Genomic DNA, 13,323 nt, shown 5'->3' on the forward strand with positions numbered 1-13,323 from the left:
CTCACGGCGGGCGGTGCGCCGCACACCACACTAGAGATCGGGCCGGCCGCGGGCGCTACCTGCACCACACGCACCGCGGCAACTGGAGGGGAAGAAGGTATGGTCTATTCCCAAGCGGCGGGAGCGTTCGACGCAGCGGGATCACGGGACGGTCAGTCGGAGGAGGAATCGGACGGGGCAAACAGCGGGGCCGATGAAGCGCTCGCACAGGAGCGCAGCGTATTGCGGCTGGTGTCGCGCAGCATGCCCCTGCCGGAACTGCTGGCGCAGGTTTGCTGCCGCGCCGGGCGGCTCTTGGGCGCGGGCGCGAACTGCGCGATCCTGCAACTGGACGGCGATGGCCGGCGCTTGCGCATCGGCAGCGCGCCATCCTTGCCGGCGCAGTATCACGCCGCGTTCGACGGCACGCCGGTCGGTTCCGGCACGAGCCCGTCCGGCACGGCAATCGCCGAGCGGCGCACGGTGTGCGTGGAGGACTACGAGCTCGCGCACGAGTGGGGCGAGTACCGCCGCATCGCGCTCGACAGCGGCCTGCGCGCGGTCTGGACGACGCCGCTCGACGACGACAACGGCGGCCTGCTGGGCGCGCTCGCCGTGTACCAGGGCCGGCCCTGGCGGCCCAGCGCGGCCGAGGAGGCGCTGCTGTGCGACATCGCCCGCAGCGTCGCGGCCCTGCTCAACCAGCAGACCATGGCCGAGCGTCTCGCGCTCAGCGAGGAGCACCATCGCCTCGTGGTGGACCATCTCAACGAAGGCATCGTGATGCAGGCCCGCGACGACACCGTGCTCGCCTGCAACCGCAGCGCGCGGCGCCTCCTGCACCTGCCCGAGGACGCCATCGGCATGAGCATCATGAAGGTGATTCCGCGCGTGCTCGACGAAGGCGGCAAGCCCCTGCCCACCTCGAAGCGCCCCAGCATGAAGGCGCTCGAAACGGGCACGCCGGTGCTCGGCGAGACGGTCGGCCTCGAACTCGCGGATGGCGAGATCGTCTGGGTGAGCGAGAACGTGCTGCCGATCTTCCGGCCCGGCGAAAGCGAGCCGATTTCCGTGGTGGTGTCGTTCACGGACATCGGGCCCGTGCGCGAGGCGCAGCAGCAATTGCGCTACCTCGCCACGCGCGACGCGCTCACAGGCCTTTATAACCGCACCTTTCTTGCCGAGCGCATGCATGCGATGCTGGAGAGCGCCACGTGCTCGGCGAAGCCGGCGCTCCTCTTCGTCGATCTCGACGGATTCAAGAAGGTCAACGACACAGGCGGCCACGAAGCCGGCGACTCGCTGCTGCGTGACGTGGGGCGGCGCCTTACCGGGTGCGTGAGCGAGGGGGACACGCTCGCGCGTGTGGGCGGCGACGAATTCGTGATCGCGGTGTGCTGCTACCAGGGCGTGGACGAACTCGTCGCACTCGCGCAGCGCGTGCTCGGCGCGATAGCCGCGCCGTTCATGGTGGCGGGCAACGAGTACTACCTGGGCGCCTCGATCGGCATCAGCCTGTATCCCGACGATGGCCGCAGCGCCGCCGCGCTCATGCGCAACGCCGACTCGGCCATGTACGCGGCCAAGCAGCGCGGCACCAACCAGTTTCAGTTCTTCACGACCGAGCTGCGCCAGCGCCTGCAGCGCCGCTTCCAGATCGAGCGGGGGCTGCGCCGCGCGCTCGCTTCGGGCGAACTGCGCCTCGTCTATCAGCCGATCGTGGATGGCGAAAGCGGCCGCATGATCGGCGCCGAGGCGCTGCTGCGCTGGGAGAGCGAGGAGCTGGGCCAGGTCTCGCCGGCGGAGTTCATCCCCGTGGCCGAGGACACCGGCATGATCCTCCCGATCGGCCAGTGGGTGCTCGAGCACGCGTGCCGCCAGGCCGCGCAGTGGCGGCGCCTCCTCGCGCCCGACTTCGTCATGGCGGTCAACTTCTCGCCCCGCCAGATCGCAGAAGGGCTGGTCGAACAGGTGGAAGCATGCCTCGCGCGCACGGGCCTCGCGCCCGACGCGCTCGAAGTGGAGATCACCGAAGGCATTCTCATGAGCGACAGCCAGAGCGTGCTGCCACTCCTGCACGCGCTGAACGCCATTGGCGTGCGCATTTCGGTGGACGACTTCGGCACCGGCTATTCGTCGCTGGCGTATCTGAAGCGTTTTCCGCTGCACCACCTGAAGGTCGATCGCACGTTCGTGGCGGGCCTGCCCGACAACCGCGACTCCGTGGCGATCACCCAGGCCGTCGTGGCCATGGCGCATTCGCTCGGCATGCGCGTGACCGCCGAAGGCGTGGAAACGCCGGAGCAGTCGTCGTTTCTGCGCTCGCTGCGCTGCGAACGGCAGCAGGGCTATCTGTTCGGCAGGCCGGTGAGCGCCCAGGTCTGCGCGGCGCTGCTGCGTGAGCATACTGCCGGCTCGCCTGCGCGCGGGCGTGTGAGGGCGCCCTGATCCAGCACGGTCGTGCGGCAGCGGCAGGCTCAAGATTTCCCGCGCCAGGCCGTAGACGTTGGCAGGGAGCGGATGCCGGACGCATCGCGCCACACGTAAAGGACACCAGAGAATCATGGATAGCGGCTTCGCAATCGACGAACGAACCCGGCTGACGAGCACGAACCAGTTCGAGCTGCTGCTCTTCCGTCTCGGCGCGGCGCCGGGCAGCGAGGTTGGCGAAGTCTTCGGCATCAACGTTTTCAAGGTACGGGAAATCCTGAGCATGCCGGCGATCACGCCGATCGCGGCGTCGTCCCCCTACGTGCTGGGCGCGGCGAACATCCGCGGCCAGGTGATGCCCGTGATCGACCTGCCGCGGCTCATGGGCTGCGAGCCGGCCACGGGCCTGAACATCCTGCTCGTGACCGAATTCGCGCGCTCCACGCAGGGCTTCGCGCTCGAAAGCGTGGACGAGATCGTGCGGCTCGACTGGAGCCAGGTGCTGACCGCCGACGTCACGATGGGCAACCGCGTGACGAGCATCGCGCGGCTCGAGAACGACCCCGAGAGCAAGAAGCTCGTGCAGGTAGTGGACGTGGAGCAGGTGTTGCGCGACGTGTTCCCGGCGCAGCACGGCGCGGTCGTGCCGGAAGACGTGGGCGAGCCCGCGATGATTCCGCCGGGCGCGAAAGTGCTGGCCGCCGACGACTCGGGTTTCGCGCGCGAGCTGATCGGCCAGAGCCTCAAGGCGCTCGGCGTGGAATACACGATGGCGAAGACGGGCCTCGAAGCGTGGAAGCAGCTAGACGAGATTGCGGCAAAAGCGGAACGCGACGGCGTGCGCGCGAAGGATCGCATTGCGCTCGTGCTGACCGACCTCGAGATGCCGGAGATGGACGGCTTCACGCTGACGCGCAAGATCAAGGCGGACCCGCGCACCGTGGATATTCCCGTGGTGATTCATTCGTCGCTCACGGGCACCGCGAATGAAGCGCACGTGAAGAATGCAGGCGCCAGCGGCTATGTGGCGAAATTCGCCGCTGGCGACCTCGCGGGTGCGATTCGCAGCGCGCTCGCCGGCAAGCCTGTTTACGCCTGATTTCGTGAGCCGATGAGGTCACTGGCGCGCGAACAGGCGCCCCAACTGCGGCTCGCTATCGTGCATCCCCGCGAGCCGCAGCGCGTGCCACGCCATCGCGTAGTTGCTCGACAGCACCGGCTTGCCGGTCTGCGCTTCGAGCCGAGGCACGAGCGCGGCCACGCGCAGGCTGGTGCACGACACGAACACCGCATCGGCATCGTCGTGGCGCGCCAGTGTGTCTATCGCGCGGCGAATCGAACTCGCATCGATGCGCGCCACCTCGTTGTCGTCCGCATGCTCGAACGAAGCCATGCGCGTGACGGCCACGCCGCGCGCCTCGATGTAATCGCGCATGAAGTCGTTGATGGTGCGCACATAGGGCGTCAGCAGCGCCACACGGCGCACGTCGAGCGCCTTTAGCGCGGCGAGCGCGGCCGTGATCGGCGTGGTGCAGGCAATGTCAGGCCGGACCTCGCGGATGCGCGCCGCGACCTTTTCTTCGCCTATCACCATCGAAGCCGACGTGCAGCCGAACGCCACCACGTCGAGGCGCTCGCCGGGCAGCATCAGGCTCACCGCGGGGGCGATGCGCGCCTCGATTTCTGCGAGGCGAGGCGGCGTGATGTCCGGCGAATTCTCGAGCCGGCTCTCGTAGAACGCCACGCCCGGCTGGCGCAGCAGATCGCGCCACTCGTATTCGATGGTGTGATCGGTGGCCAGCACGACGAGGCCGATCGCGGCGCGGCGGGCAATGCCGCCGTCGAGCGCGAAGTCGAGTTTGGTGTAGGCATCCTCGTGATTTTGCGGCGCTGCGGCAGATATCATTTCAGCGTCAATCCCGTCATGTCGAGTTCGGGCTCGCGCCCGGCCATGATGTCGGCGAGCAGTTTTGCCGTGCCGCACGACATGGTCCAGCCCATGTGTCCGTGACCCGTGTTCAGAAAGAGGTTGCGATGGCGCGTGCGGCCGATCAGCGGGGTCCCTTCGGGCGTCATCGGCCGCAGCCCGGCCCAGTGCGCCGGCTGCGTGTAATCGGCGCCTTGCGGAAAGAGTTCGCGCGCCGAGCGCATCATGGAAGTGAAATCGGCGGGCGTGTGGCGCGTGTCGTAGCCCGCGAAATCCGCGGTGGCCGTGAAGCGCAGGCGCGCGCCAAACCGCGCCCATGCCACAAGGTGATTCTCGTCCACGCCGCCCATCTCGGGCGGGCGGTGTGCAGGCCCGCAGGGGAAGGTGGCCGAATAGCCCTTCACAGGGTAGACCGCGATGCGGTAGCCGAGTGGCCGCGCGAGGATCGGCGACCAGGAGCCGAGCGCGAGCACGTAGTCGTCGCCCTGGATCACGCCGGCGCTCGTGCGTACGCCGGCAATGCGATCGCCGGCGGCTTCGATGGCCTCGATAGGTGCATCGAACACGAAGCGCACGCCCATACGTTCGCAAACCTCTTTGAGCCCGCGCGTGAAGCGGTGCGCGTCGCCACTTGCGTCGCTCGGGCAGTAGATCGCGCCCGCAATGCGTTCGCGCGCGTGGGCGAGCGCGGGCTCGCGTACCGCGACCGCGGCGGCGTCGAGCGTTTCGAGCGGCAGTCCGTTTTCGACGAGGATCGACATGTGGGCGCGCCCGCGCTCGAACGAGGCCGCGTCGCGATAGAGATAGAGCAGGCCGCGGCTGATGAGATCGTATTCGAGCTGCTCGCGCGCTGTGACCTCCTGCAGTTGATGCTGCGCATAGCGGCACAGCCTCACCTTGCGCGAGGTGTTCTCGCGCGAGCGCGCCTCGGTGCAGTTGAGCAGGAATTGCGCGCACCATGCCCACATGTGCGGATCGGCCTTCAGGCGCAGGTGCAGCGCCTGGCCTTCGACGAACAGCGATTTGAGCAGGATTTTCGGCGCGCGGGGCGACGCCCACGTGTACGAGTGGCCCGGCGCGACGAGCCCGGCGTTGGCGAAACTGGTTTCGAGCGCAACGCCAGCGCGTCGCTCGATAACGCTCACGTCGCGGCCGTCGCGCGCGAGGTAATACGCGCTCGTGACGCCCGCTATGCCGCCGCCCAGTACGATGGTCTTCATTCGCGCCCCTCCGTGCGTGTATACAAACTACCTTCACGCGGCCACGAGCGCACGCAATTTGTATTCGCGCATACCCTATGGCAGTTAAACGGTGGCATGCATCTATCATGAATAGGTCGTTATGCGCCGCTACCCCATGCAAGCTGCGCGCCATGAGCGAGCAGGACCTGCAGGGCATCGCACTGGACGAATTATTTCGTTTCGCTAACTGACCGCGCGGGCTCGCCTGCGTTGCAGCATCGCCCGGTCGGGTCCACGCTCAGGAGCCGCTCACATGAATCCTCAGAACAATGGCACGCTGCACGCAACTCTCGCGTTCATGCTCTTTTCGCTTGCCGCGCTGGCACCCGGACTCGCCCAGGCAGAGACCATCAAGATCGGCGTGCCGGTGCCGCTCTCGGGCAGCAGCGCCGCAGCGGGCACGGATATCCTGAACGGCGCAAAACTCGCGGCTGCGAAGATCAACGCGGCGGGTGGCGTGCTCGGCAAGCCAATCGAACTCGTGCCCGAGGACGACGCGTGCGACGCGCAAACGGCGGTTCAGGCCGCACAGAAACTCGTGGACGCGGGCGTGGTCGCCGTGGCGGGCGGCTACTGCTCGAGCGCGGCATTGCCCGAGCTGACCGCCTTCCACCGCGCCGGTATTCCCTACGTGCTTGACGCCTCGACCAATCCGAAGCTCACGGAAATGGGCTACGACAACGTGTTCCGCACGATTGGCCGCGACGACGAGCAAGGGCCTTTCGCGGCCAGCTTCATCAAGAATTCGCTGCACGCAAAGCGCGCGGCGGTGATCGACGACAACACGACCTATGCCAAGGGTCTCGCGCAGAACACCGTGGAATCGCTCAAGAAAATGGGCGTGGACGTGATCTACGCCGACTCGATCACGCCGGGCCAGATGGATTATTCGCCTACGCTCACCAAGGTTGCCTCGCTCAAGCCGGACGTGATCTATTACACCGGTTATTTCTCCGAGGCGGGTCTGCTCGTGAAGGAAGCGCGCCAGGTGGGCCTGAAGATGACCTTCATGGGCGGCGACGGCACCAATGACCCCACGCTCATGAAGACGGCGGGGCCGGCCGCCGACGGCATGATCATCACGACCGCGCCGCTCGCACAGTTCCTTCCTGGCGCGCACGACTACCTCGATCAGTACAACAAGAGCTATGGCCAGGGCCCGGGGCCGTACTCGGTGTACGAGTACGACGCCGTGGGCGTGACCGCCAAGGCCATCGCCGACGGCAAGTCGGCCAAGCCCGCGGACATCAGCGCCGCGCTGCACAAGATCACGAACTACCCGGGCGCCACGGGGACGATCGGCTTCAATCCGAAAGGCGACCGCAGCCGTGCCGTGTACATCACGGTCGTCGTGCACAACGATCAGTTCGAGCCTTACCAGCGCCAGGATGCGAGCGGCAAGTGGGTGGCAATGAAGTAAGCGCGCCGGGCTGCTCATGAGCACCTTTTTCCAGTTCGTCATCGAGGGGCTGACGATCGGCTCGTTCTACGCGCTCGTCGCCCTCGGCTACACGATGGTCTACGGCATCATCCGGCTCATCAACTTCGCACACGGGGATCTCTTCATGGTGGGCGCGTTCGTGGGCTGGAGCGCGCTTTCCGCACTCGCGGCCGCTCGCCTGCCGCTCGCGCTCGCGCTGTTCCTCGCCTTCGCGGCGGCCATGTTCGCGACCGGCGTGCTCGGCGTGGCGATTGCGCGCGTGGCCTACCAGCCGTTGCTGCGCGCGCCGCGCCTGTCCATTCTCATTACGGCGCTAGCCGTATCGCTGTTGCTCGAGAATGGCGTGCTGATCGCCTACGGCGCGGGCTTTCGCACCTACCCGCACCTGCTCACGCATACCGGCTTCGAGATTGCGCAAGTGCACATCACGTTTGCGCAGATCGGCATAATCGCGTCCAGCTTCGCACTGATGGTCGCGTTGTATTTGTTCGTACACCATACATTCGTCGGCACGGCCATGCGCGCGCTCGCCATCGACCAGGACGCGGCGCGGCTCATGGGCATCGACGTCGAGCGGCTCATCCAGCTCACGTTTTTCATCGGCTCGTCGCTCGCCGCGGTCGCCGGCGTGATGGAAGGGCTCTTCTACACACAGATCAACTTTTTCATGGGCTTCGTGCTCGGGCTGCGGGCGTTCACGGCGGCAGTGCTCGGCGGCATCGGCAATATTCCGGGGGCGATGGTGGGCGGTGTCCTGATCGGCCTGCTGGAGGCGTTCGGCGCGGGCTACGTGTCGTCCCAATGGACCGACGTGTTCGTGTTCGGCGTGCTGATCGCCGTGCTCGTGGTCAAGCCCACCGGGCTGTTCGGCGAACGCGTGGTCGAGAGGATGTGAGACATGCGTGCGCGGGCCACGGACACCTCATGGGTCGTTTCCGGCGTGCTGATCGCGTTGGCGATCGCGCTGCCCCAGTTCGCGAGCGGCTATATCGTCGACGTCGGGCTGACCATCATCACCTACGCGATTCTGGGCCTCGGGTTGAATGTCGTCGTGGGCTATGCCGGGTTGCTCGACCTCGGCTACGCGGCGTTTTTCGCCATTGGCGCCTATACCACAGCGCTGCTCGAAACGCTGCTGCACTTCTCGTTCTGGGCGACGCTGCCGTTCAGCCTCGCCTTTGCCGGGGCTTCCGGCGTCGTGATCGGCTATCCCACGTTGCGCCTGCGCAGCGACTATCTCGCCATCGTCACGCTCGGCTTCGGCGAGATCACGCGCATCGTCGCCACCAATCTCGACATTACCGGCGGCCCGAACGGCATCTACGGCATCGAGCCGCCGAGCCTGTTCGGCTTCGAATTCAGCTCGCCGCGCTCGGTGTATGTGCTGGGCATGGCGTTCTTCATCGTCGTACTGGTGTTCGCCGTGCGGCTCGGACGCTCGCGCCTCGGGCGCGCGTGGACCAGCATCCGCGAGGACGAAGCCGCCGCCGAGGCGGTCGGGGTCGCGACCTTGCGCGTGAAGATGCTCGCCTACGTGATCGGCGCGCTGATCGGCGGCCTCGCGGGCAGTCTCTTCGCCGCGCGCTTCGGCACGATCGACCCCACGGCATTCACGTATCTGCAGTCGGTGACGATCCTCATCGTCGTCGTGATGGGCGGACGCGGCAGCATTCCCGGCGTGATCCTCGGCGCGCTGATCGTCGCGGGGCTGCCGGAAATGCTGCGCTTTTTGAACCTGTGGCGCATTTTCGGCTTTGCCGTCGCGCTCGTCGTGCTCATGTTGCTGCGCCCGCAGGGACTGTGGCCCGCGCGCGTGCGGCGCGCCGCGCCGCGGCCCGAGGAAGAGACGGTGGCGCACGAAGCGGAAGCAGCGGAAGCGGCGGGCAAGCAAAGCGAGGCGGCTGTCTCGCTCGCCGATAGCGGCGGCCTCGAAGCCGCCGCCGCGCGCGAAACCCTGCTCGAAGTGCATGACCTCGAGCGCCGCTTTGGCGGCGTGCGCGCGGTCGGCGGCATCACGTTCCAGGTGCGCAGCGGCGAGATTCTCGCGTTGATCGGCCCGAACGGCGCGGGCAAGACCACAGTGTTCAACTGCCTGACGGGCGTGATCCGCCCGAGCGGCGGCCGCCTCGTCTGGCGCGGCGAGCCGCTTGGCGGCGGCGCGCCCCATCGCAACGTGCATCGCGGCATCGCGCGCACGTTTCAGGGCATCCGTCTGTTCAACCATATGAGCGCGTTCGAGAACGTGCTGATCGGCATGGATCACCGGCTGCACACCACCCTCGTGGCCGAGCTGGCGGGCACGCGCGCCGCGCGCGCCGAAGCGGCCGGGCACGGCGCGCTCGGTCAGCGCTGGCTCGACCTCGTGGGGCTCGGCGCGCGCGCGAGCGAATATGCCTCGGACCTGCCGTACGGCGATCAGCGCAGGCTGGAAATCGCCCGCGCGCTGGCGAGCCAGCCACGCCTGCTGCTGCTCGACGAGCCTGCCGCCGGCATGAACCCAACCGAAAAGCACGCGTTGATGGCGCAGATCCGCCGCATCCGCGACCTGGGCGTGACGGTGCTGCTGATCGAGCACGACATGGCGCTCGTGATGGGCGTGTCCGACCGCATCATCGTGATGGATCATGGCGAGATCATTGCTCAGGGCACGCCCGTGCAGATCCAGAACGACCCCGTGGTGATCGACGCGTACCTGGGCACGGCCGAGGAAGACGACGGACCCGACGCCACGGACGGGGAGAAGTCGCTATGGGGTTAGATACGGCCGGCAAACTCCTCGACGTTCGCGACCTGCGTGTGAATTACGGCAACATCGAAGCGCTGCACGGCGTTTCGCTCGATGTCGGGCCGGGCGAGATCGTCGCGCTGCTTGGGGCCAACGGCGCGGGCAAGACCACGACGCTGCGTACCGTCTCCGGGCTGCTGCGTCCGCGCGGCGGCAGCATTGCGTTCGAGGGACAGGCGCTCGTCGGGCTGCCGTCGCATCGCATCGTCGCGCTGGGGATCGGCCACGTGCCGGAAGGGCGGCGCATTTTCGGCACGTTGACGGTCGAGGAGAACCTGCGCCTGGGCGGCTACCTGTTGCGGCGCGACGCCGTCGCGCTCGACCAGGGCATTGCTCAGGCATACGAAACGTTCAGCCGGCTGCGCGAGCGCAAGGATCAGCTCGCCGGCACGCTGAGCGGGGGCGAGCAGCAGATGCTCGCGATTGCGCGCGCGCTCATGCTCAAGCCAAAACTCGTGCTGCTCGACGAGCCCTCCATGGGGCTCGCGCCCAAACTCGTGCGCGCGATCTTCGAAGTGATCGCGCGCATCAGCCGCGCGGGCACGGCGGTGCTGCTCGTGGAGCAGAACGCGCGTCAGGCGCTGCGCATTGCGAACCGCGCCTACGTGCTCGAAGGCGGCCGCGTGGCGCTCGCGGGTTCGGCCCGCGAACTGGCCGACGACAACCGGGTGCGGGCAACGTATCTCGGCGGCAGTGCGGCGGCGCAGGAAGGCGGCGCCGTTTAGCGCTGCCAGATCGGGGCGGCGGCGCGGGTCGAAGACCGCGAATGCGACCCGGAGCGCCGCTGTTGCTCAGTGAAATGCGCGATTCGCGCGAGGCCTCGGGCGGCGGGTTGCCGCTGCCGCACGACCGGCGTTCGCGGCAGATTCGCGATTTCCTGCCTGCGGCGCGCGTCACATCTGCTTGAACAGGTGCGCGTACTGGCGGCTCACGTCGAGCGCGCCAGCGTGCCCGCGCAGCCTCAACGTCATCTTCCCGATCGCGCTGACCGAGGCGCATTCCACCTGGTCCACGTTGACCACCGTACCGCGGTGAACCTGCCAGAAGCGCGCCGGGTCCAGTTGCGCGCATAGCTCCCGCAGGCTCGTGCGGATCAGCAGTTCGCCGCTGCGCGTCGTGACCACGACATATTTGTCGGCGGCTTCGAAGTACAACACATCTTCCACCGGCACCATGCGGATGTCGTTGCCGCTGGACGCGCGCAGATATCGCAGCGGCGCGGCGCGCGGTGCGCTATCCGCATTGCCCGCACGCGCACCGGCACGCGCTTCGCGAACGTCCTGGGTGATCGTTTCCAGCTGGCGCAGCACGCGCTGCAGCTCTGCCTGCATTTGCGGCGGCCCGGCGTCGTTCGCCGCCGACCGCGCGAGCCGTGCGCGCAGGCGCTCCACCGTGCGGGCGAGCCGGGGGGGTTCCACGGGTTTGAGCAGATAGTCGATGGCGGCGGCCTCGAAGGCTTCGAGCGCGTAGGCGTCGTAGGCGGTCACGAACACGATCTGCGGCGGCGCGGCGAGATTCGCGCAGGCGCGCGCGACATCGAGGCCGGTCGCGCCGGGCATGGCGATGTCGAGGAACGCGACATCGGGCGCCAGCGCGCCGATGCGCTCGATGGCTTCGTGGCCGTTGCCGGCCGTCGCCACGATGTGCAATTGCGGCCACACGGCAGCGAGTTCGCGCGTAAGCGCGGCGGCGATCAGCGGCTCGTCCTCGGCGATCAGCGCGGTCGGGGCGTCGGGCGAGCGCAGCGAGGCGTCGCCGTGTTGCGCCGTATCGGCAGGCGTGTGGCGTCTCATGATCTGGACTCCTGCACGCCTGCACGTGCGTCCACCGCGTTACGCAACGGCAGCCGCACGCGCGCCACGAGGCCATGCGGAACGTTTTCGATCAGCGTGAGCGATGCTTGCTCCCCATAGAGCGCCGCAAGCCGCTCGCGCACGTTGACGAGCCCGACGCCCGCGCCCTGGGTGCCCGGCGTCGCGCCGAAGCCCGGGCCCGTGTCGGTCACGCTCAGCTCGACATGCTCGCCGGCGCGCCGCGCGCCGACGTCGATTCGGCCGCCCTCTACCGCGCCCTGAATGCCATGCTTGAGCGCGTTTTCCACGAGCGGCTGCAACAGCATGGGCGGCACCGCGAGGTCGGCGCAATCGCGCGGCAGGTCGAGCGCGTAGGCGAGGCGCGGGCCGATGCGCATGGCGTGCACGGCGAGCATCGAATCGAGCACCTTGAACTGCACCTCGAGCGTTTCGCTTTGCGCGCGCGCGGCCTCCAGCGTCGCGCGCAGGAAGCGGTTGAGGCTCGCGAGCAGCTCGCGCGCACGCGGCGGGTCGGACGCGATCAGGCTGTCGAGCGTGGCCAGCGTGTTGAAGAGAAAGTGCGGCTCGATCTGTGCCTGCAGCGCCCGCAGGCGGGCGCTGAGCGCCGTGCGCTCGGCGGCTTCCTTCTGCCATGCCGTGCGTGCGACCTGTTCGCTCAGCTCGGCAATGCGCGTGCGCGACCAGCCATACCAGGTGACGAGCAGCGTGGCGGTGAGCGCGATCCAGCCGGTGAGCGCGAGATCCTTCGTCGCGAACGCGTGGCGCAGGCCGATGCCGAGCACCACGCTCGCAATGCCGCGTCCGAGCGCCGCGCCGAGCACGATCGCGAGCACCATCGTCAGGGCGAGCCGCGGGCCAGTGAGCGCATTGTGGCGTTGCACAAAAAAACGGCCGACGTCGAGCAGCAGCATGATGGAAAGCCCGATCGCCTGGCTGAAGACGAGGTTGTCGATAAATCGCTCGTGAAAGCCCGCGGCAGTGAGCGCGACTGCAATCAGCGCGTTGCCGATCACGACGATCACGGCCTCGCGCGCGAACCCTGCGAGCAGGACATTGGCGGCCGGCGCGGGCAGGCGGGCGGCGGCATTCGGAAACTCGACGTGCGTGCCAGGAATCATGCAAACCAGCTTGTGACGATGAGGTTGAGCAGCCTGTGTGGCGTCGCAACGGCGGCGAGACCGGCAGCGACGAGACTGAAGAATGAACCGCGCATGGCGAGGCGATGGCCGCGGACGTTGCCGTGGCGGATCGCCCAGATGGCGCGCCCGACGCTTGCGAACGTCAGCAGCGACAGACCGTGCACCCAGGACAGATGGCCCGGATGCAACTCGCGGATGTCGAACGAACTGAGCGCGGCGGCGAACATCGTCAGCGTCCAGAGGCGGCCGAGCCACTTGTGCCGCGCGCTGCCCTTTTCGGCCAGCATGACGGCGGTTCCGAGTATGACAGAAAGTGTTGCGGCGACGACGTGCGCAGCAATGATGGCAGGCATGCTGGCTCTCCTTGGCAGGTCGAGCGGGGGCGATGTCTGCAGTGTGGCGAGCGGGGGCCGGGCGGGCGAAGGGGATGCGACGAAGCGTGGAGAAACGGGCGCGAATGGAGCCTGGGTGGCGCGAACGGCCGACAGGCGGACCGCGCGGAGTGCCATGGCATGGTATGTGTCTTGCTTCGCAGCAGCCTCATCACAATCCGGTCCGCACCTGCGA

11 protein-coding genes are annotated in these 13,323 nt (G+C 67.7%); 6 read left to right on the plus strand and 5 right to left on the minus strand.

Translation table 11 applies throughout. The features are described from left to right. Positions 1 to 99 precede the first annotated feature (99 nt). Together BHE01S_RS00550 and BHE01S_RS00555 are read left to right on the plus strand one after the other, a co-directional pair. Positions 100 to 2,427 carry a putative bifunctional diguanylate cyclase/phosphodiesterase gene (locus BHE01S_RS00550; RefSeq protein ID WP_063769064.1) on the plus strand — a complete coding sequence of 776 codons (2,328 nt, stop codon included), beginning with the start codon at positions 100 to 102 and terminating at the stop codon, positions 2,425 to 2,427. A gap of 115 nt (positions 2,428 to 2,542) precedes the next feature. Further along, positions 2,543 to 3,508 (plus strand): chemotaxis protein, encoded by a 966-nt coding sequence (locus BHE01S_RS00555; RefSeq protein WP_042259321.1) that lies wholly within the window; start codon positions 2,543 to 2,545, stop codon positions 3,506 to 3,508. A gap of 18 nt (positions 3,509 to 3,526) precedes the next feature. On the opposite strand, the gene BHE01S_RS00560 is transcribed toward BHE01S_RS00555, so the two are convergent. Both BHE01S_RS00560 and BHE01S_RS00565 read right to left on the minus strand, forming a co-directional pair. Beyond that, positions 3,527 to 4,315 (minus strand): maleate cis-trans isomerase family protein, encoded by a 789-nt coding sequence (locus tag BHE01S_RS00560; RefSeq protein WP_042259323.1) that lies wholly within the window; start codon positions 4,313 to 4,315, stop codon positions 3,527 to 3,529. After that, positions 4,312 to 5,556, minus strand: a complete 1,245-nt coding sequence (locus BHE01S_RS00565) for a D-amino acid dehydrogenase (protein ID WP_042259325.1) — start codon at positions 5,554 to 5,556, stop codon at positions 4,312 to 4,314. The genes BHE01S_RS00560 and BHE01S_RS00565 overlap by 4 nt, the downstream gene beginning before the upstream one ends. Before the next feature lie 274 nt (positions 5,557 to 5,830). Between BHE01S_RS00565 and BHE01S_RS00570 the strand changes: the two genes are divergently transcribed. Genes BHE01S_RS00570 through BHE01S_RS00585 form a run of 4 tightly spaced genes read left to right on the plus strand, consistent with a single transcriptional unit; the run spans position 5,831 to position 10,528 of the window. Continuing rightward, the gene (locus BHE01S_RS00570) at positions 5,831 to 6,997 is read left to right on the plus strand and encodes a branched-chain amino acid ABC transporter substrate-binding protein (protein ID WP_042259326.1); all 1,167 of its coding nucleotides are present in this window, start codon (positions 5,831 to 5,833) and stop codon (positions 6,995 to 6,997) included. A 16-nt stretch (positions 6,998 to 7,013) separates the two neighbouring features. Then, positions 7,014 to 7,913 (plus strand): branched-chain amino acid ABC transporter permease, encoded by a 900-nt coding sequence (locus BHE01S_RS00575; RefSeq protein ID WP_042259328.1) that lies wholly within the window; start codon positions 7,014 to 7,016, stop codon positions 7,911 to 7,913. A gap of 3 nt (positions 7,914 to 7,916) precedes the next feature. Continuing rightward, on the plus strand, positions 7,917 to 9,776 hold the full coding sequence (locus tag BHE01S_RS00580; protein WP_042259330.1) for a branched-chain amino acid ABC transporter ATP-binding protein/permease: 1,860 nt from the start codon (positions 7,917 to 7,919) through the stop codon (positions 9,774 to 9,776). Continuing rightward, complete coding sequence (locus BHE01S_RS00585; protein ID WP_042259332.1) at positions 9,767 to 10,528, plus strand: ABC transporter ATP-binding protein; 762 nt, start codon at positions 9,767 to 9,769, stop codon at positions 10,526 to 10,528. Before BHE01S_RS00580 ends, BHE01S_RS00585 begins: the two co-directional genes overlap by 10 nt. Positions 10,529 to 10,696: 168 nt before the next feature. Here the strand turns inward: BHE01S_RS00585 and BHE01S_RS00590 are convergent, their stop codons facing one another. From BHE01S_RS00590 to BHE01S_RS00600, 3 genes are read right to left on the minus strand one after another with little or no spacing between them, the layout of a single operon-like run. After that, on the minus strand, positions 10,697 to 11,596 hold the full coding sequence (locus tag BHE01S_RS00590) for a LytR/AlgR family response regulator transcription factor (RefSeq protein WP_084068440.1): 900 nt from the start codon (positions 11,594 to 11,596) through the stop codon (positions 10,697 to 10,699). After that, positions 11,593 to 12,735 carry a sensor histidine kinase gene (locus BHE01S_RS00595; protein WP_042259334.1) on the minus strand — a complete coding sequence of 381 codons (1,143 nt, stop codon included), beginning with the start codon at positions 12,733 to 12,735 and terminating at the stop codon, positions 11,593 to 11,595. Before BHE01S_RS00595 ends, BHE01S_RS00590 begins: the two co-directional genes overlap by 4 nt. Further along, positions 12,732 to 13,109: a DUF2306 domain-containing protein gene (locus tag BHE01S_RS00600; RefSeq protein ID WP_042259336.1), complete on the minus strand. Its 378-nt coding sequence runs from the start codon at positions 13,107 to 13,109 to the stop codon at positions 12,732 to 12,734. Before BHE01S_RS00600 ends, BHE01S_RS00595 begins: the two co-directional genes overlap by 4 nt. Between the last annotated feature and the right edge of the window lie 214 nt (positions 13,110 to 13,323).

The sequence above is a fragment of the Paraburkholderia heleia NBRC 101817 genome, from assembly GCF_000739775.1.
Classification (GTDB): Bacteria; Pseudomonadota; Gammaproteobacteria; order Burkholderiales; family Burkholderiaceae; genus Paraburkholderia; species Paraburkholderia heleia.

What these genes read in the sequence shown, in the direction of transcription:
- BHE01S_RS00550 (WP_063769064.1), top strand. Translation starts at nt 100, where the DNA reads ATGGTCTATTCCCAAGCGGCGGGAGCGTTCGACGCAGCGGGATCACGG.
- BHE01S_RS00555 (WP_042259321.1), top strand. Translation starts at nt 2,543, where the DNA reads ATGGATAGCGGCTTCGCAATCGACGAACGAACCCGGCTGACGAGCACG.
- BHE01S_RS00560 (WP_042259323.1), bottom strand. Translation starts at nt 4,315, where the DNA reads ATGATATCTGCCGCAGCGCCGCAAAATCACGAGGATGCCTACACCAAA.
- BHE01S_RS00565 (WP_042259325.1), bottom strand. Translation starts at nt 5,556, where the DNA reads ATGAAGACCATCGTACTGGGCGGCGGCATAGCGGGCGTCACGAGCGCG.
- BHE01S_RS00570 (WP_042259326.1), top strand. Translation starts at nt 5,831, where the DNA reads ATGAATCCTCAGAACAATGGCACGCTGCACGCAACTCTCGCGTTCATG.
- BHE01S_RS00575 (WP_042259328.1), top strand. Translation starts at nt 7,014, where the DNA reads ATGAGCACCTTTTTCCAGTTCGTCATCGAGGGGCTGACGATCGGCTCG.
- BHE01S_RS00580 (WP_042259330.1), top strand. Translation starts at nt 7,917, where the DNA reads ATGCGTGCGCGGGCCACGGACACCTCATGGGTCGTTTCCGGCGTGCTG.
- BHE01S_RS00585 (WP_042259332.1), top strand. Translation starts at nt 9,767, where the DNA reads ATGGGGTTAGATACGGCCGGCAAACTCCTCGACGTTCGCGACCTGCGT.
- BHE01S_RS00590 (WP_084068440.1), bottom strand. Translation starts at nt 11,596, where the DNA reads ATGAGACGCCACACGCCTGCCGATACGGCGCAACACGGCGACGCCTCG.
- BHE01S_RS00595 (WP_042259334.1), bottom strand. Translation starts at nt 12,735, where the DNA reads ATGATTCCTGGCACGCACGTCGAGTTTCCGAATGCCGCCGCCCGCCTG.
- BHE01S_RS00600 (WP_042259336.1), bottom strand. Translation starts at nt 13,109, where the DNA reads ATGCCTGCCATCATTGCTGCGCACGTCGTCGCCGCAACACTTTCTGTC.